The organism is Thermocladium sp. ECH_B (genome assembly GCA_001516585.1).
In the GTDB taxonomy this organism is placed as follows: Archaea; Thermoproteota; Thermoprotei; order Thermoproteales; family Thermocladiaceae; genus Thermocladium.
On sequence record LOBW01000040.1, the window covers coordinates 1 to 16,601 of the forward strand.

The 16,601-nt window shown below is 42.7% G+C and carries 21 protein-coding genes and 1 pseudogene; 11 read left to right on the forward strand and 11 right to left on the reverse strand.

Annotated features, from left to right (window positions below):
* Positions 1-205: pseudogene (locus AT710_05965) on the reverse strand.
* Between the two features lie 354 nt (positions 206-559).
* Here AT710_05965 and AT710_05970 point away from each other — a divergent pair.
* Together AT710_05970 and AT710_05975 are read left to right on the forward strand one after the other, a co-directional pair.
* On the forward strand, positions 560-901 hold the full coding sequence (locus AT710_05970) for a hypothetical protein (protein ID KUO91652.1): 342 nt from the start codon (positions 560-562) through the stop codon (positions 899-901).
* 103 nt (positions 902-1,004) lie between these two features.
* Positions 1,005-2,003, forward strand: a complete 999-nt coding sequence (locus tag AT710_05975) for a hypothetical protein (protein ID KUO91653.1) — start codon at positions 1,005-1,007, stop codon at positions 2,001-2,003.
* Between the two features lie 76 nt (positions 2,004-2,079).
* Here the strand turns inward: AT710_05975 and AT710_05980 are convergent, their stop codons facing one another.
* A complete protein-coding gene (locus AT710_05980) occupies positions 2,080-4,767 on the reverse strand; it encodes a hypothetical protein (GenBank protein ID KUO91654.1) in 2,688 nt (895 codons plus the stop codon).
* A 162-nt stretch (positions 4,768-4,929) separates the two neighbouring features.
* Here AT710_05980 and AT710_05985 point away from each other — a divergent pair, with 162 nt between their 5' ends.
* Together AT710_05985 and AT710_05990 are read left to right on the forward strand one after the other, a co-directional pair.
* Entirely contained in the window at positions 4,930-5,610 is a 681-nt protein-coding gene (locus tag AT710_05985) for a hypothetical protein (protein KUO91655.1), read from the forward strand.
* A 25-nt stretch (positions 5,611-5,635) separates the two neighbouring features.
* Entirely contained in the window at positions 5,636-6,019 is a 384-nt protein-coding gene (locus AT710_05990) for a cytidine deaminase (protein ID KUO91656.1), read from the forward strand.
* On the opposite strand, the gene AT710_05995 is transcribed toward AT710_05990, so the two are convergent.
* Positions 6,016-6,804, reverse strand: coding sequence for a hypothetical protein (locus AT710_05995; GenBank protein KUO91657.1), 789 nt, complete (start codon positions 6,802-6,804; stop codon positions 6,016-6,018). The genes AT710_05990 and AT710_05995 overlap by 4 nt on opposite strands.
* Before the next feature lie 170 nt (positions 6,805-6,974).
* Between AT710_05995 and AT710_06000 the strand changes: the two genes are divergently transcribed.
* Positions 6,975-7,292, forward strand: coding sequence for a hypothetical protein (locus AT710_06000; protein ID KUO91658.1), 318 nt, complete (start codon positions 6,975-6,977; stop codon positions 7,290-7,292).
* Between the two features lie 177 nt (positions 7,293-7,469).
* On the opposite strand, the gene AT710_06005 is transcribed toward AT710_06000, so the two are convergent.
* The 3 genes from AT710_06005 to AT710_06015 all read right to left on the reverse strand — a co-directional run bounded on the left by AT710_06005 (position 7,470) and on the right by AT710_06015 (position 9,097).
* On the reverse strand, positions 7,470-8,186 hold the full coding sequence (locus tag AT710_06005) for a 2-deoxyribose-5-phosphate aldolase (protein KUO91659.1): 717 nt from the start codon (positions 8,184-8,186) through the stop codon (positions 7,470-7,472).
* A gap of 105 nt (positions 8,187-8,291) precedes the next feature.
* A complete protein-coding gene (locus tag AT710_06010; GenBank protein KUO91660.1) occupies positions 8,292-8,762 on the reverse strand; it encodes a hypothetical protein in 471 nt (156 codons plus the stop codon).
* A complete protein-coding gene (locus tag AT710_06015) occupies positions 8,759-9,097 on the reverse strand; it encodes a hypothetical protein (protein KUO91661.1) in 339 nt (112 codons plus the stop codon). Before AT710_06015 ends, AT710_06010 begins: the two co-directional genes overlap by 4 nt.
* 107 nt (positions 9,098-9,204) lie before the next feature.
* Here AT710_06015 and AT710_06020 point away from each other — a divergent pair, with 107 nt between their 5' ends.
* From AT710_06020 to AT710_06040, 5 genes are all read left to right on the forward strand, one after another.
* Positions 9,205-9,561 carry a DNA-binding protein gene (locus AT710_06020; protein ID KUO91671.1) on the forward strand — a complete coding sequence of 119 codons (357 nt, stop codon included), beginning with the start codon at positions 9,205-9,207 and terminating at the stop codon, positions 9,559-9,561.
* A gap of 6 nt (positions 9,562-9,567) precedes the next feature.
* Positions 9,568-9,723 (forward strand): 50S ribosomal protein L39, encoded by a 156-nt coding sequence (rpl39e, locus tag AT710_06025; protein KUO91662.1) that lies wholly within the window; start codon positions 9,568-9,570, stop codon positions 9,721-9,723.
* 13 nt (positions 9,724-9,736) lie between these two features.
* Complete coding sequence (locus AT710_06030; protein ID KUO91663.1) at positions 9,737-10,024, forward strand: 50S ribosomal protein L31; 288 nt, start codon at positions 9,737-9,739, stop codon at positions 10,022-10,024.
* An 18-nt stretch (positions 10,025-10,042) separates the two neighbouring features.
* Positions 10,043-10,723 carry a translation initiation factor 6 gene (locus AT710_06035; protein KUO91672.1) on the forward strand — a complete coding sequence of 227 codons (681 nt, stop codon included), beginning with the start codon at positions 10,043-10,045 and terminating at the stop codon, positions 10,721-10,723.
* A gap of 180 nt (positions 10,724-10,903) precedes the next feature.
* Positions 10,904-13,501: a DNA polymerase I gene (locus AT710_06040; protein ID KUO91664.1), complete on the forward strand. Its 2,598-nt coding sequence runs from the start codon at positions 10,904-10,906 to the stop codon at positions 13,499-13,501.
* A gap of 105 nt (positions 13,502-13,606) precedes the next feature.
* Here the strand turns inward: AT710_06040 and AT710_06045 are convergent, their stop codons facing one another.
* The 4 genes from AT710_06045 to AT710_06060 all read right to left on the reverse strand — a co-directional run bounded on the left by AT710_06045 (position 13,607) and on the right by AT710_06060 (position 15,799).
* Positions 13,607-14,029 (reverse strand): hypothetical protein, encoded by a 423-nt coding sequence (locus AT710_06045; GenBank protein KUO91665.1) that lies wholly within the window; start codon positions 14,027-14,029, stop codon positions 13,607-13,609.
* Positions 14,030-14,110: 81 nt separating this feature from the next.
* The gene (locus AT710_06050; protein KUO91666.1) at positions 14,111-14,716 is read right to left on the reverse strand and encodes a hypothetical protein; all 606 of its coding nucleotides are present in this window, start codon (positions 14,714-14,716) and stop codon (positions 14,111-14,113) included.
* The gene (locus AT710_06055; protein KUO91667.1) at positions 14,713-15,039 is read right to left on the reverse strand and encodes a hypothetical protein; all 327 of its coding nucleotides are present in this window, start codon (positions 15,037-15,039) and stop codon (positions 14,713-14,715) included. Before AT710_06055 ends, AT710_06050 begins: the two co-directional genes overlap by 4 nt.
* A gap of 187 nt (positions 15,040-15,226) precedes the next feature.
* Positions 15,227-15,799, reverse strand: coding sequence for a hypothetical protein (locus tag AT710_06060; protein KUO91668.1), 573 nt, complete (start codon positions 15,797-15,799; stop codon positions 15,227-15,229).
* Between the two features lie 69 nt (positions 15,800-15,868).
* Between AT710_06060 and AT710_06065 the strand changes: the two genes are divergently transcribed.
* On the forward strand, positions 15,869-16,243 hold the full coding sequence (locus tag AT710_06065; GenBank protein ID KUO91669.1) for a 30S ribosomal protein S26: 375 nt from the start codon (positions 15,869-15,871) through the stop codon (positions 16,241-16,243).
* Positions 16,244-16,254: 11 nt separating this feature from the next.
* Here AT710_06065 and AT710_06070 read toward each other — a convergent pair whose 3' ends face one another.
* Complete coding sequence (locus tag AT710_06070; GenBank protein ID KUO91670.1) at positions 16,255-16,539, reverse strand: hypothetical protein; 285 nt, start codon at positions 16,537-16,539, stop codon at positions 16,255-16,257.
* Between the last annotated feature and the right edge of the window lie 62 nt (positions 16,540-16,601).

A 16,601-nucleotide genomic window follows, 5' to 3' on the forward strand; every position in this document is an offset into this window, starting at 1 on the left:
GGTACTCCTCATCTTGTTTCCTCAAGTCGAGGGCTAGTTGCCTCAACTCCGTGAGGGTTAATCCCTTCCCATCCTCATGGTAGAAGTATGTGTCTGCCCATCGTAGGGTATTGTAGACCTCACAAGCCACTTCCAACTGGGCTTTTAACGCCCTCAGCGTCTGTCCGTCAGTATATGCTCTAAACCTAAACCCCACAATGGGCATCAGAAAAACAGGAACACCACTAATATAAAGTTATTTCCTCCCCTCATCCCCGCCATAAATGGCGAGGTTTCCCCCATGTGTATAATGCCCTTCTCTGTTCAATTTCATGGGAATGGGGGGAGCGGGGATCAACTGCTCCTGCAATGCTGAGGAAAGGGGAGATTAGTAGTACCAGTAAAAGGAGCATAACCCTTAGGGAACTCGGGAACGCCCATTCTCTTATGATGGAAAGTAGGATGGTGCCCTCTTTTTGCTAGATGACTTGCAAATCATTCGATTGGAAGTCGTTGAAGATATTTGGGATTCTGGTCAATCGAGCTATGTTTTTATTCGGCTCTGGGTCATGTTTTAATCATGTCGGAGAATCAATGGAAATGCATTTCATGCGGTAAGCCAGTTATGGAGGGCCAGCTATTTACATTCGTAAAGGGCGGTCCAATTCACTGGAGTTGTATGGTGGGTAAAATAAAGGAGAGACTGGGCAATAATCTACCGGTTGATGTGGTTGCGTTGCTGGACTTAAATCGCCACATACATGAGGGAATACTTGTTGCAAAAGATGCAGAAGCAATAAGCAGCGAGGATGCGAGAGCTATAATAACAGCTAGGAGAAAGGCATTAGAGGGGGAAGCAGCCAAGATGAATAATGATCTCTTTAGGCTAATAGAGACCAAGTATCAGATAAGGGTATTTTAGTTTCCCATATATTTTTCTCTTTTGGCTCAATTATTGGCATTGATAGTCGATGGGAGTCAATTAATGAACAACTTTATATTGGTTATCATGCGACGCAATGGTGATGTGGGTTATAAAGGAATACATTCTGCCGAAAATCCTGCTAGGCATCATAATTGCCTTAGCAGTGTTGCTGGGCATAGCCATGGCAGGAATTATGGGTCAAGGCCCCCTTGCGGCTAGATTACAGACCGTGGTTCAAACAGTGCCGATTTACTTGAATAAAACAATCTACGTCAATAAGTCGGTTCCAATTACCGTTCTCAAAATAGTGAATCACACGATCTATATTAATAGGACCATACCGATTCTCATTAATCACACGATCTACATTAATAGGACAATTTATATTAATAAGAGCGTTATTCCTCCATCATTAAGTTGGTTAGCCTCTAATCTGGATCTGGTCGAGCCATGGGAATCCTGTTATGTTGCTTCCATTGCCTTTAATAATGGAACAGTGTGGACAATTGGNGCAATAGTGGCGCATCCGGGCCAGGGAAGGGAATTAATACATAGAACCCTAAGGTTCGCCGGCGGCATATATCCCAGTGCGGAGCCTGGGGGAGTTGTTTATTTATCGGGTGGTTGGTTAGCCGCGAATTTCCCCTCTGGGCCCCTAGCCACCCAGGGTGGTATGATTCAATTAGATATTCCCAGTAATTCCAGTATGCCTCCAATAGAGATTTTCGGGGATACGGGAGGAGGCGGTCCCCTTACTCTCCTTCACTACAATGCATCCACGGGATTAGTTACCTTCTATCCAATGTATATAGGATTCCCAGTGAACACGAGTATCCCTATAAATAGAACATATGTTGTGCAATTCGGTTTAGGCTATCAATATCCAATGTATGATATATGGCTTTGTAATTGGACCCTCATGTCGATTCCAAATCCGAATGCTCCCGCAGCTAGACCATTTTTAAATAACCTAACAACGCTAATTCCTAATTGGAGAGAGGCGATTTACTTAAATGGCATAGTCTATAATATGACCGGTGACGTAAATAATCCTAATCATTATACCTGGTGGTGGTGGATATATAGAGGTTATGGATGAAATACAACCGAATCTAACCCCTTCCCCGCTCTAAAGGGGTGAGACCTCTCATTGTTTATTAATTCTATAGTGTCTATTAATTCCCTACTTTCTCGCATGCTAATATATATTGTATTACGAAATTCTCCGATCCATTATTGCCGGGATTACTAATGGAATTACTTGGATCACTTACAATGGTTAGAACAGTATCATTTATTGGACACATGTTGCTTGGAGCCATCGTTATTTCATGCGCGTTCAGCTCAGATCCGGTTCCTAACCATATGGTAGCGAACGCCTCCAGGGCAGTATTGTTTAGCTTTATTCCTCCCCAATTCACTGATTGAATATTACTTGTATAGATGCTCCAGGAAAAATCATAATCCGCTACACTGGTTGGGGGTGGATTGCCCATATCATACTGAAGCGATGTTGGGAAATCGGTGAATTTAATCGAGTTCTGCCCATAATTAGCTAGTCCAATTAAGGAAACAGTTATGTTTTTACTAATATTAGCTGGGCACTCGAATTTAACTACTGCATCCTGGTTCCCGCTTTTGCTTGGCGTAATTGATCCGGAACTAGCAGTAAATAACCAATTTATGAAGCCTAGACCTGCCGACACGCTGTTGCTGGCCTCAAAGAGGAAGTAGGTATAGCTGCCTCCCTTCACTATTGCAGTGATGGGGTAAACCAAGTCTAGCCCCAACTCGTTAACTAGAGACACGTTACTTGTTGTGGAGGCATCTATGCTACAATAACGCTCAGTGCCTCCTCCCCCACTTGTGCCTGGGGGTAACATGATTGGGGTGCAGCTAACCATGAAGGCATAGCTCCCCCCGTTACTTGCCTGTGCAGTTGTTGGATTAATACTGCACGTGTAATTAATTGGATTACTGACTATGCTTGCCGTGAGGGTAGTTTCACTACGGCTGCTCCAAGTTATCATGGCTTTCGAGATAGAGCCTGATCCAGTGAGGGTTTGTCCATTACTAGTTGATATGCTCCAGCCGGCCTTATCGGAGTCATTCACGGTTATATAGGCATCATATAATGCGCCGCCACTCGTTGATTGGTGGGCCACCCAGAAATAGTAAGTGTTGCCTGTGGATAATGTTATTGGATTTATAGCTAGGCTTAGTATATCCATTTGGGGGTCACTCCAATGCAGTGCGCAATTCGGATCACTGGTAGTTATATTAACGCTGGTTGCGGGGCTAGGAAGCGGTATTTTAACTTGGTAAAATTGTAGTATTGAGGGNATGATGAGCGAATAATCGCCTAGGGAAGTCATAACTTTCAATCCATTCATGCAAGAAATACTGCCCGTCGCTGCTTTAACTGTGGTCCACCAGGGCCAATTATTTGGAATTATGGGCGAATTTATGGGAGCTCCATTTAACTCAAGCCAACCCAGAAGCACTGAAATTACTCCAGTTCTCGAGGAGTTTATTCTAGGTCCAAGAAAAACTTCTCCCGGCACATTTAAAACATATAACCCGCTCCCCCTAATCCACTTTAGTTCAATTTTTATGATTGTGCCATTGATATCCCACACATAAGTTGCAGTGGGGAGAGCCCACGACGCTATCTCCGGTCCGCTTAGCATTAATGTGAAGCCCATGACTGTCACGTTGGGTTGAATAATGCCTGGAGGCAGCGGCGCTTTATTCCATCCTGTGGCCAAGCGAATTGGGTCATCTAGGTAAGCCGTAACAATTGGTTGATTACTAAAGGTGAGGGGTAAGTCAATTGATGATAATGAGTATCCGGCGAGCGGCGTGGTTGCGTTGAAATAGATAAGATAATAATTATAATTTGGGCAATTAATTACCGTGAAGGCAATGAAGCCTTGCGCCTCAAGTCTAGCCTCGCTTGGCTTAACAATACATTCCTCGCCATCCCATGATTTCGCCATGAGCGTCACATTTACTCCGGTGCCCGCCGGTATCCTAATCATATCGCTTCCATTGCCCATTATGGAGCCCGTGCTATAGCCGCTCCAGTCTAGAATCCAACTGGAGTTGGGATAAGTATCGCTCACGTATATTGTGCCAGTCGAGTTATATTCAATACTCATTGACGTGGAGGAGCCCGGCATAATCGAGATGCATCTAGGGTATGGATAGTAAGGTGGGGATGGTGTTGGGTATAGGCACGCCTCCACCGCTGATGCATTTGACGCCGAGTTAATTAAGATGGTCTCGCTCTTGTTCTCGCTAGTGCTACCCGTGGCGCCCCCGCTCCAATTAAGCGTCCAATCGGCATTATACGGGTCAATTATCGATATCGTTATGGTGGTTCCCAATCCAGTGCCTCTGATTGAGGGGGCCGCCGTCTTAAGGGTGTAATTTATATATGTCCAAATAACTGTACACACCTTGGGATCATTTATTGAACATAATTGTGCTTGGGCAATCGAACCCCTTTTGCTAGTGCTTAGTTCTATGTATTGATTAGGCCCAAGCCCGGGGCCAGCATAATGCGTTTCTTGTAAATGCCCACTTCCCCTCACTATGGTGGATACAGGATATCCATCTATGAACGTGGCATTTATGTAGAACGCATAATGGCCTATATTCTGGATGATTATCATTGTTTGATTAACGGTGGTGTATGCTATTATGGCTCCCCATATATTGCTTTTTATTAATTGAGATGAGGCATAACCATTAATCAAGTTGCCGGCGTAAATGGCTAATGCAATAGCCATTAAGCCGAACGCCACCGCTATGACTGCAGCATAGGATTCACTAAGTGATGCGCGTCTTTTACCTAACATGTCTCTAATCATTGACACGCTATTAAAGGTTTAGCTATGCTTTGGTTCCCATGCAAAGATAATCAGTTCTCAACGATCGCCTTTTGCGAGGGTCTCACAAGCATTTGGGGAACGTTCCTGACTTCCCATAGAGTTAAAAAGCTAATGGGCCAGATTCGCGTAATGCTAGTGTATGCCGAGATTCGTCCAATTCAACGAATGGATTTACTTGAGGAACATGTAAGCGAGTTAGGGAAGTTTCATGGATTTAATGTGCCAGATGCTCCATTGGGCCGTCCCTCGCCTCTCCCATTATCTATAGCATGCATTGTGAGGCGGATGTATCCCTCTAAGCCCCTCATAATTAATCAAAGGCTTTTGGATGTAAATGAATTATACATTAGAGGACTAATTCTCAGCGCTAAGCAACTTGGGCTGGACATAGCATTCACTAGAGGAGATGAGCCTCGCATTGGTCGCTCCGTGGGTTACTTGTCATCTGAGGAGGCAGTTCGCTTGGCTCAAAGCGAGGGAGTAAGGGCAGGCATGATGCTAAGCATGGCTTATCCTCGCACAGCAATGGAGAGCAGGATAAGGAGTGGCGCCGATTTCTTCTTAGTGCTTAACCTAGCTGATCCAAGNCAATTAAGGGGGCTAGATACGTCTCGATTAATACCGTACTTATTAATAGGCACAGATAGGAACAGGGAATGGATAAAGCGACTTGGGCAGCCCTATATTGATATTCAGGATTTGCCACGAGCAGCAGGTGAACTGGAGAAGATGGGCGTCAACGCGATCCTACTCTCATCACCCCGAGATCCAGATGCCTTATTGAGCGCTATTGAGGTCCTCAAGCTTTAATAATGAGACTGCATTGCCTTAATTCATGGATGAGGTCGAATTAATTAAGTTAGCTAAATCCAAGTTACCCAATTCATATGCTCCATACTCTAGATTCAAGGTAGCCGCATTAGCGATCACTAAGGACGGTAAGATTTTTCATGGAGTTAACGTGGAAAATGCCTCCTATGGGTTATCCATGTGCGCAGAGCGGGTCGCTATATTTAAGGCCATCAGTGAGGGATCACGCGACATAGATACTATTGTTGTGGTTAGCGAGCATGGCATGCCATATCCTTGTGGTGCATGTCTCCAAGTAATGGAGGAGTTTGGGGTACGGCGAATAATAATAGCGGGAAGTAGCGGCCATGAGACACATGAATTAAGGGATCTCCTTCCGCATCCCTTTAATAGATCCAGCTTACCCTAACTGGAGCCAGGATATAGCGGTGTTTGCGTCGCTAAATTATGAAGCGTGGTTAGGAGGGGAGGCAAGTAACCCACTGTATATTCATTCAGTACCGCTAGATTTCTTTGAGTATTTATCACGATCAATGTGACGGGGGTGGGCGGTATCTGAACAAGATTGCCGCCGGCCCATGTTAAGGCTTGACTCTGCAACTTATTGGAATTAGTGGTTACAGCGGATAATTGGTTCACGCATTTAGTCAAATTAAACGACGCATTAACACCATAATTAGTTACCTGATCAATTAATTGAGAAGTGGTCAAGTTCTCTATGGCCGGTCCCTTTACTGCGGTCAAGTTCTCAAACCATAGAAGATAATTTAGTGCCGCCGATTTATTTACCTTATAGAGGCATAGGTCCAGTGCAAGGAAATTAGTATTAACGTTATTAATTAGCGTTGAGTTGCCAGTTGGGGCAAAAAGTGCTGTATTTGGGAGCACTATTAATTGGAGAGATCCACGCCTTATCATGCTCAATATGGTGGAGTTTATGTTAGTCACGGTGTAATTTGCCCCATCATAGGGATTAAGGAAGTAAATCACAACTGAACTAGCGTTGTTTGAGCCAAATACTAATCCGCCAGCAGAGCGAGCGCTTGAGAGTAATTGAGGTATATGCTGGTTCAATACTGAGTATGTTGAATTGAACACTGGTTGCGTCGTGGTGGGCCTATATGAAACATAGAGAACCAAGAACACCACGACTGCGGCAGCCACTAATACAGCTAAGTTCTTGTACATAACCATGCTGGGGTTTCCCTATTACTCTTTAAAAGTGTTATTCCAAGCAATCGACTGATCTCCTTCCTAGCTATAAATGGCGAGGTTTGCCGTTAATTTTATCGGTTGCCAAGTCTTTTCAATTCATTGCATTATTCAAACGCAAGTATTAAATTCAACCCCAATACTTTAAATTCATGGAGATACCCCCGGAGCCCCTTGATATTAAGGAAGCGATCCTTCAGCGGGTAAAATTATGCGGGAGTGATGATGCTTGCATAAGAATGGCAGTATGGTTCGGCAACCAGCTTCCTGCATATCTATGGTCCCATTGGAGAAATCAATTGATTGGTAGAGGAGTATCTTGGCAAGGCTTGTTGAGCGTATTTAGGGATCACATTAATGAGGTTGTGAAGTGGGTAATGGGTCAAGCGAGTTGGAGGGAATTTGTGGTCAGCATGATTAATGATATTGATAATAGGTACAAAACAAGATCTATAACTGATTACCTATAATATTGAATTAAAGACAGGCCCGCCCTTTATGGTGAGGAGAAGGTCAGTTAGGTCTCTGAGGAATTGATTCAGAAGGGAAATAGGTTAAGTGTCGCGGTTTCAGTTTTTAAATTAAGTGCGTGTCTAATTAATGGTAACGCATATATAAACATTACAGTCAGTCAAATCATTCATAACCTAAGATCCCAGAATATCCCTAGTTCTACTTGCTCCTATCCTGAATTGGGCGGGATCGGCGGGCTTCCCCGAGGCTCTAAGCAACATTAATGCTTGTTCCCGGGAATGAATGCCTCCAGATGCTTTTATGCCTATTCTTGGATTATATTTAAGGGAAAGCTCGGCCATTAGTTTCACGTTCTCTATCTGTGCTCCAACCTTATTTCCCAGCATTGCTGCATATTCCTTTTCCTCGAAGCCCGTGCTTGTCTTTATGAAGTCAGCATTGCTCATCATTACAATTCTATATAATTCCCGTTTCTCCTCGNGCGTTGTATATGCATCCTCCACTATGACCTTTATTATTTTGCCCAAATCATGTGCGGCCTTAATGGTTTCCTTCAAGTCCTGCTCCACTTCTTTGAATTGCTTGGATTTAACTAGACTCATTGGCGCAACTATATCTAATTCATCGGCATGTATCGCATACTTATTGATCATTTCTATCCTTACATCGGTTGTTGAATCGCCAAAGGGGAAATCAACTACTGTGGCTATCCGTAGATTAAAACCGTGGCGATTTATGTATTCCCGGGCGAATTTTATGAATATTGGATTTATGCATATTGCATAGGTTCCTAATTCCCTTGCCTCAATTATTAATCTCTCTATATCGCTCGTGGTAGCATATGGTTTAAGATTCGTGTGATCTATTAATCTGGCTAGGTTGATATCCATAGCCTCCTGGCTCATGAATATTTATAAAGATGAGGGGAGAGAAGTAGAAAATCCCTAAATGCCGATCTAGAGCTGAGCGCTTGAAAGACTCATCATCACGACTAGCTACTGTTGAGTAATTTTTCTAATGTGTTGAAGCGATATAGTTATTGGAACAAGAGACGATGCATCTATAACTTCTAGCCGCGCGGTTCCAGCTTTCTTATTAACATCTATCACTTTCGCTTTGAATCCCTTGAATGGTCCAGATATGACCTCCACGGTATCACCAACGTTTACCTCAACCTCTTTCTCAAACGACTTAGTTAAGTCGCTTAGACTTATCTTGCCTTTTATTATTCCTCGGGCGTGTTTTATTCCTTGGGAGAGAGTGGCTGCGAGGTATGGGAACTCCGTTTCTACTAGAACAATGCCGGGCATATCAGGCATCACGGTCACGGATGGTACATTGAAGTTAGAGGGCTGCGAGGTATTTCTCAATGCATCAATCCTAGACTTGATTATTACGGCAACGTTATATTCCTGTCCAGTAACCGTGCGTATAGCTATGAAGTGACACTCGTTTTGATCACTCATGATTTGCCCCCTTTCTTTGTTTGTTTACCCATGTTTCGCGTTGATATTATCAGCACGATCGATAATGCGGCTATTATCACTACTATTGTTGCCAGCACTATTATATTCTCCGGGTATGGTATTGAGAAGTGGGGCGTCACAAGCAAGTAGAAAATAAAGTTAAATATTAAAGAGTAAGCCCCTAAAACCACCACCAATAAGCCGCCTATCTTAACGATAGACATATAGTCATCTCTATCGGGTTTCTTGGCTACTTTGAATACCCATAGCATTAAGTTAATATATTCCCTTATTTTTTTGCCTACGCCTCTATTAGCCTTAGTGGTAGCTGACATTCATCAAACCAAGCCAACCTGGGATTTAAAGCTTACTGATCTTAGTGAGGATTTTCCTCGGTGTCTTCTCGTTAAAAGTTTTTAAGCTGATGCAATTCGGTAAATTCATGAGCGTGGATTATGGAGATGATTCGGAGAATTATGGCGAGGATGAGGATATAGAGGCAATTAGGCAGAGAAAAATGGCTGAAATGCAGAAGAAGGCTGCCGAGGAGGAGCGGCAAAGAGAAATCGAGGCCCAGAAAAGGGCTTTGCTTAGGACCATCCTTACGCCTGAGGCTAGAAATAGGCTGGATAATTTAAGGCTGGTCAAGCCTGATTTGGTTCAGGCATTGGAGTCCCAAATAATAGCCCTAGCTCAAGCCAATAGGATAAGGGTACCTGTTACCGACGAGGATGTGAAGAGAATGTTGGAGGCCATATACCAACAAACTAAAAAAGACTACAGGATAAGGTTTAGGTGAAGTATAATGGCAAGCCATAAGCCGCTTGGGAAGAAATTACGGCTGGCAGCAGCCGGTAGGAGGAATAGGAATCCGCCGAGTTGGGTCATAGTCAAGACCAATAGGAGAGTCACGTTCTCCTATACTAAAAGAAACTGGAGAAGAAATAAATTAGGACTATAGGGAGGTGAGTTCCATGAGTGAGCAACAAGAGAAAAAATCAATAAAGGAAATAACCATGAATGTCAATTTACGTCGCACTAGGGAAGTATCCAGAACGAAGAGGACCCCCTATGGTATACGAATGTTAAGATCATTGGCTGCGCGTCACCTAGATGTGGAGCCCGCTAAGGTCAATATTTCTCCGGCCGTTAATGAAGTCATGTGGAGTAGAGGAATCCAGAAGCCGCCCAGAAAAATAAGGGTTAAAATGATTAAATATGAGGATGGAAGCGCATTAATAGATCTAGCGGCTGAGCAATGATATTAAATGGTTCAACTTATGGCTAAGTTCGAGGTAGTTCCGTTAACTATCTACGGAACAAATGCGGTGGGCGTATACGTATTCGCTAATAATAAGTACGCCTTAATTCCCCAAGATGCTCCCCAGAGATTATACCAGGGAGTAATTGATGCATTATCGGTGGAAATCGTTCCCATAACAATAGCCAAATCCAATTTGATAGGGATATTCGTCGCTGGAAATGATAATGGAGNTTTATTGCCTAGCATAGCCACCGATGATGAGGTCAATCAACTAAGGAAATCGTTAAGCGATATAAATATTGAGGTAATACCAACTAAATACACTGCGTTATCTAATTTATTGCTGGTCAATAATAGAGTTGCCCTAGTATCAAGCATTATAGAGAAGGAATTATTGAGGAGAATAGCCGATGTTTTAGATACGGAGGTGATTCAAGGCGAGCTATGCGGCTCATATGTTATAGGATCGATAGCATTAGTTAATGATAATGGAGTATTGCTGACGCCTGATGCAAGCGATGATGACGTAAAGGCTATTCGCGATATTTTCAAGGTAAAAGTTAATGTTGGAACCGTTAATAGAGGCATCGGCTTCGTCCGCGGCGGCTCCGTGGTTAATAATAGGGGAGCCATAGTGGGGGGCAATACCACTGGGTTTGAGATAATGCGCATAATAGAGACTCTGGGCACTAATTGAATTTTTGGCTCCAGCTGGCTTAATCAATGATTTCAGTGAGGCAATAGGTAGTTATTCGTATTCTCTGCCTTAAATGATGAAATAATCGTTACTTATAAAAGAGTAACGAGTTTCTTCATTATAGTATTATTCTGGTTATGGGTGGCAAGGTTTTTAATTGTTTAATCAATAGTTTAATCAATGAGCATTGAGGAACCGGAGGAGGAGGAAGAGCAGCAGTTTAGGGAGGCTGAGGAGGAGGAAGAGATTCAGGTGACCCTTGTTGGCGAGACTCCTCTTAATTCTCCGCCGGCCATATTGTTATCTCTGATATATGATGGGAAGACAGGTAAGGCTTTAGCCAAGTTATATGATTTTGCTAATGACAGGATTTATTTCTGGTATGATAATACCGGTCATCGCTCTTACTTGTTAACAGATGAGTCCCCTAAGGATATAGTAACTAAACATAAGGAGGTGATATCGCACAGGGGTTTTAGTCACTTAGAGGTTGTTCAGAAATTTGATCCTCTTGATCTTAAGTACAAGGCATTTACTAAGGTGTATGCTAAGGATCCATTAAGCATTGGTGGGAGAGGTAATTCCATAAGGGAGTATTTAAGCCGAACTTGGGAGGCCAAGATAAAGTATCACTTATCATATATGTTTGATAGGCAGCTTATTCCAGGGATGTTTTATAGGATAGATAATGGAAAGTTAGTGAAGGTCGAGACCACGATACCCGAGGACTTATTGAAGCAAGGTCAGGTCCTTTATGGCAATGATAAGGAGTTCCTAAGCGCCTTTAATGAGTGGCTTCCCATATTTCAGACTCCGGTTCCAGACTTAAAGAGGGTGGCCATAGATATTGAAGTATTCACGCCTGAGGAGAATAGGATACCTAATCCCAAGGAGGCTCCCTATGAGATAATAGCGATAGGATTGGCTGGCAGCGATGGATTGAGGAGGGTGTTGGTGTTGAAAAGGAAGGAAATAAAGCTGGAGGATGGCGATTTAACTAAGTTAATGTCTAATGATGTGGAATTATTGTTCTTTGATTCAGAAAAGGAATTATTGAAGGAGTTCTTTAAGGAAATGATAATGTATCCAATAGTTATAACGTTTAATGGCGATAACTTTGACTTCACTTATATATATAATAGGGCAATTAAGTTGGGTTTCCAGAAGGATGAGATCCCCATAGCATTGACCAGAAATGATGAGGCTAAGTATATCCTAGGCGTTCATATAGATTTATATAAGTTCTTTAACTCGAGGGCCATAGAGACTTATGCCTTTAACGGTAAATATAAGGGCGGCGAGAAGTCCCTTGATATTATAGCGGGCTCCCTTCTCGGGATCTCAAAAGTGGCGAGGGAGAAGCCAATAAGCGAAATGAATTATGTTGAGCTGGTTAATTATAACTTCAGGGACGCTCTTTTAACTCTTCACTTGACTACATATAATAATGATTTAGTCATGAAACTCATAGTATTAATGGCTAGGATATCTAAGACGCCTATAGATGACTTAGTTAGATCGCAAGTATCTGCGTGGATCCGCAATATGCTTTATTTTGAGCATAGGAAGCGTGGCTGGCTCATTCCGAACCAAAGCGATATACTTAAATCCAAGGGAACCACAGCCACTAAGGCAATAATAAAGGGCAAGAAGTATCTGGGGGCTATAGTTATAGATCCAGTGCCTGGGATATTTCCGAACGTGCAAGTCCTTGACTTCGCAAGCCTATATCCATCTATAATAAAGCGATGGAACTTATCTTACGAGACGGTGAGATGCCCAGAGAAGGATCAGGAGGTTAATAGACCATACCCAGACATGGATCATTGGGTATGTATGGATAGAAAGGGTATGACCGCTCTCTTGGTGGGTCTGCTTCGCGACATGAGGGTTCAAGTATATAAGAAACTAGCTAAGTCAGAGCCTAATCCAGCATTGAGGGATTACTATAATGTGATACAAGCGGCATTAAAGGTATTCATTAATGCGTCCTATGGAGTCTTCGGCGCGGAGATTTTCCCCCTTTATTGCCCGCCTCTTGCCGAACTAGTCACGGCATTAGGGCGATTATCCATTACGACGACTCTAGTTAAGGCCATGGAGTTAGGGCTTTACCCAATTTATGGAGATACCGATAGCCTCTTCATTTTTAACCCGGATAAGTCGAAGATGGAGGAATTAATAGGTTGGGTTAGGGATAATTTGGGCATTGATATAGAGCTAGATAAAGCATACAAGATAATAGCTATGAGCAATAGAAAAAAGAATTATGCCGGCATCCTCAGCGATGGTTCCCTGGATATAAAGGGATTACTGGGAAAGAAGCGCAATACTCCGGACTTCGCTAAAATGGCGTTTAATGATGTGCTTAAGTTATTCGCTAAAATAGAGACAATTAACGACGTGGAGGAAGTCACAAAAATGATTCAGGAGAAGGTGAGGGAGTACTATGTCATGTTAAAGAACAAGGAAATACCGCTTAACATGCTGATGATAAAGGTGGCCCTTTCCAAGGGTATGTCAGAATATAAGGCCAATAAGCCACAGCACATTAAGGCCGCCGCTCAATTGGTTCCTTACGGATATAAAGTAGGGCCAGGCGACATAATATTCTTCGTGAAGACAAAGACAAAGGAGGGAGTCAAGCCTGTTCAGTTGGCTAGGATAGATGAAGTTGATGTGGATAAGTATATCGAGTACTTGGAATCATCGCTGGAGCAAGTCCTTGATGCATTGGATATACCATTTGAATCCATAATAGGATCAAGACTATTCTAATTTAACTCGATGGAGATTAAGGAGATGAAAGCCCCTTTCACGAAGGGGTATTTTAATTGTATTAATCTATTTTAAGCTATGCCTCATGATTTAATCATTATAACCCTACTCTAGCTCCTCGCTTTCCTCGGACTCCTCATTTAATGCATTGATTACAGCATCGGTTATTTGCGTAGTTATCTCGTCATTTATGAGAGGTGAGATAACTATTAATCGCTCAGCCTTGAATGTCTCTTCCTCCCATTTATTGCTATATGTTATTTCGTAGACCGGCAGAGATGCCTCGGCCTCGTTGCCAACTCTCTTTATGTCGAATGATGAGAGCTTATCCATTAATTCCTTGGAGAGGGGTAGAGGCAACTTAACTGGATATTGATCCTTTAGAATGATGAAGTCGCTGGCATTAGGGTCCCATTCTTCTATTAACTTCTTGGCTAAGTCCTTTACCACCGTTGAAACATCGCCCTTAAGAACCTCCTTCTTTGCGATGTTATTGTTCTCCACGTATATTATTACGCTCTCGCTCAACGCGTGTCACTAAAGGGTTCATTGTTTTGTGCTTAAAAATACTGCTGTATGCCTCAAAACCTCCCCCTCCCCCGTCTTCGGTTAATTTTTCCGGATCTCGGCCTTACTCTCATTTAATTCCTGTGCAACTATTGCTCCCCGCTGTATTGCGGTTAAATTAGTTAGAATAGCGAAGACGGATAATCCATATAATAGGATGTAATAATTATTTATTATTGAAAGAATAATCAATAGCACAATGATATATATTGTTCGCTCCGGCCTCTCAAATAGGCCTCTCCCAATCATTTTTAACCCAAGGGATTCACCGCGGGCCCTAATGTAGCTGGTCATAATGGAGCCTAAATAAGCAATAAACCCTATCAAGAGTAACTCACTTGAGAACCCAAGAAGCACTATATCCATTATCAATATGAAGTCCACGTACCTATCCAACGTGGAGTCGAGAAATGCGCCGAACTTTGATGCTATACCATATCGCCTGGCCACTAATCCATCTAGTCCATCCATTAGTCCAGCTAAGATGACCAGAATCAATACTAATATTGGTTCTCCATAATGGGCAGGGATAAGGGATAAGATAGCCAATATCAATCCAGTTATTGTTATTAAGTTGGGACGCCTTGGTAGAATTGCGGCCAATGGTTCTATCCTCTTCTCTATTTTATCCTTTATCTTGCCAATCATGAACCACACCGAAAATCGCATCCAAGCTTATTGGCCAGTGAGCCCAAGAAAGTTAATGCGGCATTAAACGCCGTTAATCCCATTTGGGTGTTCTCGTAGTATTTACTATTATTGCGCGCTATGGATTTTATTAAGCCCTCCCTCTCCATTTTATAAAGCACCATATATACATTAACCGTGGAAGTCGATATGCCTAATGCCTTTATTGACTTAACTATCTCGTAACCGGTCTTATTGCCCTCCATTAGTGTCCTAATTATATAAATCCAGAGGTTCTCCTTGGTTAGCTTATCTATGAATCGCTTAAATGCTCTTGACTCCATCTCCACGCTATTACTTAGTTAACTATTAAGCATTTCCGCATCGAAATATGGCCGAATAAATTCCTATGTTTTCCCTACCTGGATTTATTGCGAATTCCTGGAAGGAATGAGGCTTGTAGTCGTATTGCCGAGGTCTAGGAAGGCTTTGACTCTGAAGGGCAAGAAAAGGGTTGGCATGGGTAATAGTTTAACTTGGAAAACTTATTGCGCCATCCAGTATTGAATTGAGTATCGCCACGCACTCCCACGTCATGTATGGCCTTGATCCCAATGATACTGCAGTTATTCCTTGTCGTTTAATTAGTCGCTCATCTGTTTGGGAAAGCCCATCCTGATTGCCCAATATAAATGCCGTCTTATCGCTAAGAGGCAAAAAATTACTAATAGGGATCCCCTTCTCATGAAGATAAAATATCGCATAATTATCACGCTTTAGGTTGTGTATAACCGTCTCCATATTGCCTTGGGCTCCCATTAATTCTCCACCTCCATTCCTCGCTTTGCTTATGAATTTTAAAAGGTCGGCTTCGTTGATTATTAGGTCATGTAATTTATTTGAGTTAATCATTATAATGGGCGGATCGTTTCTCGGCATCACCGCTATAACCACCACGTTACGCCTAGCAACTAATTTGCCGGCGCGCCTACTGATGATTGCAGCTAATATGGAGTTAAGCACCACATCTAGTCTACCCGATTGAAATGCTTGCTTCTCCTCATCTATGTAAGCCGTATCGGATTTTATTATGAATGCTCTCACGATGCCTGTTCACGTGTTTGCCGTTTACGGGTTTCGATATATTTATAAACATTGAATACAAGGTCGCCTATGCCAAAGAAGAGGAAGAATCGTGGACGCCATAAGGGAGATAAGGGGAAGGAATCTGTAGTATATTGCGATAATTGCGGTCGACGAGTGCCAAGATCAAAGGCGGTCAGAGTTACCGTGCCTTACTCTCCAGTACCTGGTGACCTAGCTAAGGANCTAGAGAAGCAAGGCGCATTAATAACTAGGTACTACGTTACAAAGACTTACTGTGTGAACTGTGCTATATATATGGGCATATTAAAGGTTAGATCAGAAAGCGAGAGGAAGACCGAGAAGAGACCGGTTGCCAGAACCCCAACCGTGCCTAGAACAACGCCATCGAATGCCCCATCAACCCAGGACCAGACTCAACAGTCAAATACTCAAAAGTCATAGGCTTAATGGCATTATATTGCGGCCGCTAAAGATGCCTTTAGGCTTCTTATCAAGTCATCCACGGTATTATGCAGCGTTAAGATTAACGATGGATTCCTGGTCTCCACGCTTGCCTTATATATTAATTCATCATCTTTACATGATAAATCAGTGGAGATGCTGCAGGGTAAGTCCTTCTCATCAACCATTAATGATTGGGCAATTATGCGGCACTTATCCCCTAAATTAATTGTGAGTTCTATTTCTATTGAGACATTACCCGAATCATCGTCGTGATCGCTCCATGGTTCATGCATTACTATTTTCTCATTAAGGGCGTTTTTAACTTTTTGAGTTCTTCCAAGGGATTTAAGGAAGA

Excerpts from the sequence above, each read along its gene's own strand:
- AT710_06040 (KUO91664.1), top strand. The coding sequence starts at position 10,904 with ATGAGCATTGAGGAACCGGAGGAGGAGGAAGAGCAGCAGTTTAGGGAG.
- AT710_06055 (KUO91667.1), bottom strand. The coding sequence starts at position 15,039 with ATGGAGTCAAGAGCATTTAAGCGATTCATAGATAAGCTAACCAAGGAG.
- AT710_06030 (KUO91663.1), top strand. The coding sequence starts at position 9,737 with ATGAGTGAGCAACAAGAGAAAAAATCAATAAAGGAAATAACCATGAAT.
- AT710_06010 (KUO91660.1), bottom strand. The coding sequence starts at position 8,762 with ATGAGTGATCAAAACGAGTGTCACTTCATAGCTATACGCACGGTTACT.
- AT710_05995 (KUO91657.1), bottom strand. The coding sequence starts at position 6,804 with ATGGTTATGTACAAGAACTTAGCTGTATTAGTGGCTGCCGCAGTCGTG.
- AT710_06070 (KUO91670.1), bottom strand. The coding sequence starts at position 16,539 with ATGCATGAACCATGGAGCGATCACGACGATGATTCGGGTAATGTCTCA.
- AT710_06050 (KUO91666.1), bottom strand. The coding sequence starts at position 14,716 with ATGATTGGCAAGATAAAGGATAAAATAGAGAAGAGGATAGAACCATTG.
- AT710_06000 (KUO91658.1), top strand. The coding sequence starts at position 6,975 with ATGGAGATACCCCCGGAGCCCCTTGATATTAAGGAAGCGATCCTTCAG.
- rpl39e (KUO91662.1), top strand. The coding sequence starts at position 9,568 with ATGGCAAGCCATAAGCCGCTTGGGAAGAAATTACGGCTGGCAGCAGCC.
- AT710_05970 (KUO91652.1), top strand. The coding sequence starts at position 560 with ATGTCGGAGAATCAATGGAAATGCATTTCATGCGGTAAGCCAGTTATG.
- AT710_06020 (KUO91671.1), top strand. The coding sequence starts at position 9,205 with ATGAGCGTGGATTATGGAGATGATTCGGAGAATTATGGCGAGGATGAG.
- AT710_06015 (KUO91661.1), bottom strand. The coding sequence starts at position 9,097 with ATGTCAGCTACCACTAAGGCTAATAGAGGCGTAGGCAAAAAAATAAGG.
- AT710_05990 (KUO91656.1), top strand. The coding sequence starts at position 5,636 with ATGGATGAGGTCGAATTAATTAAGTTAGCTAAATCCAAGTTACCCAAT.